At 57.4% G+C, this 1,731-nt stretch carries 1 rRNA gene (only partly in view); it reads right to left on the bottom strand.

Annotated features, from left to right (window positions below):
• Nucleotides 1-1,699: ribosomal RNA gene (locus tag IE107_RS10605) — 23S ribosomal RNA — on the bottom strand; it reaches 1,435 nt to the left of the window's first position.
• Between the last annotated feature and the right edge of the window lie 32 nt (nt 1,700-1,731).

Below are 1,731 nucleotides of genomic sequence, written 5' to 3'. Positions count from 1 at the left end.
TCCTACACCCTTACCCCGGGACAACCACCGCCCGGGCTGGACTACCTTCCTGCGTCACCCCATCGCTTACCTACTACAAGTCTGGTTCATCGGCTCCACCACTACCCTCAACTCCGAAGAGATCGGGCCGGCTTCACGGACTTAGCATCGCCTGATTCAGTATTGGGCGTTTCAAAGCGGGTACCGGAATATCAACCGGTTGTCCATCGACTACGCCTGTCGGCCTCGCCTTAGGTCCCGACTTACCCTGGGCAGATCAGCTTGACCCAGGAACCCTTAGTCAATCGGCGCACACGTTTCTCACGTGTGTATCGCTACTCATGCCTGCATTCTCACTCGTGAACCGTCCACAACTCGCTTCCGCGGCTGCTTCACCCGGCACACGACGCTCCCCTACCCATCCCAACACCCGTTAAGGCTTCACGCTGGAATGACACGACTTCGGCGGTACGCTTGAGCCCCGCTACATTGTCGGCGCGGAATCACTTGACCAGTGAGCTATTACGCACTCTTTCAAGGGTGGCTGCTTCTAAGCCAACCTCCTGGTTGTCTCTGCGACTCCACATCCTTTCCCACTTAGCGTACGCTTAGGGGCCTTAGTCGATGCTCTGGGCTGTTTCCCTCTCGACCATGGAGCTTATCCCCCACAGTCTCACTGCCGCGCTCTCACTTACCGGCATTCGGAGTTTGGCTAAGGTCAGTAACCCGGTAGGGCCCATCGCCTATCCAGTGCTCTACCTCCGGCAAGAAACACACGACGCTGCACCTAAATGCATTTCGGGGAGAACCAGCTATCACGGAGTTTGATTGGCCTTTCACCCCTAACCACAGGTCATCCCCCAGGTTTTCAACCCTGGTGGGTTCGGTCCTCCACGAAGTCTTACCTCCGCTTCAACCTGCCCATGGCTAGATCACTCCGCTTCGGGTCTTGAGCGTGCTACTCAACCGCCCTGTTCGGACTCGCTTTCGCTACGGCTTCCCCACACGGGTTAACCTCGCAACACACCGCAAACTCGCAGGCTCATTCTTCAAAAGGCACGCAGTCACGACATACAAGCAAGCTTGCATGCGACGCTCCCACGGCTTGTAGGCACACGGTTTCAGGTACTATTTCACTCCGCTCCCGCGGTACTTTTCACCATTCCCTCACGGTACTATCCGCTATCGGTCACCAGGGAATATTTAGGCTTAGCGGGTGGTCCCGCCAGATTCACACGGGATTTCTCGGGCCCCGTGCTACTTGGGTGTCTCTCAAACAAGCCGCCGATGTTTCAGCTACGGGGGTCTTACCCTCTACGCCGGACCTTTCGCATGTCCTTCGCCTACATCAACGGTTTCTGACTCGTCTCACGGCCGGCAGACCGCAAAAGAGAGATCCCACAACCCCGCATGCGCAACCCCTGCCGGGTATCACACGCATACGGTTTGGCCTCATCCAGTTTCGCTCGCCACTACTCCCGGAATCACGGTTGTTTTCTCTTCCTGAGGGTACTGAGATGTTTCACTTCCCCTCGTTCCCTCCACACTGCCTATGTGTTCAGCAGCGGGTGACAGCCCATGACGACTGCCGGGTTTCCCCATTCGGACACCCCCGGATCAAAGCTCGGTTGACAGCTCCCCGGGGCCTATCGTGGCCTCCCACGTCCTTCATCGGTTCCTGGTGCCAAGGCATCCACCGTGCGCCCTTAAAAACTTGGCCACAGATGCTCGCGTCCACTGTGCAGTTCTCAA

Source organism: Streptomyces gelaticus, assembly GCF_014649535.1.
Classification (GTDB): Bacteria; Actinomycetota; Actinomycetes; order Streptomycetales; family Streptomycetaceae; genus Streptomyces; species Streptomyces gelaticus.
This window is presented reverse-complemented; position numbering and strand designations above follow the sequence as displayed.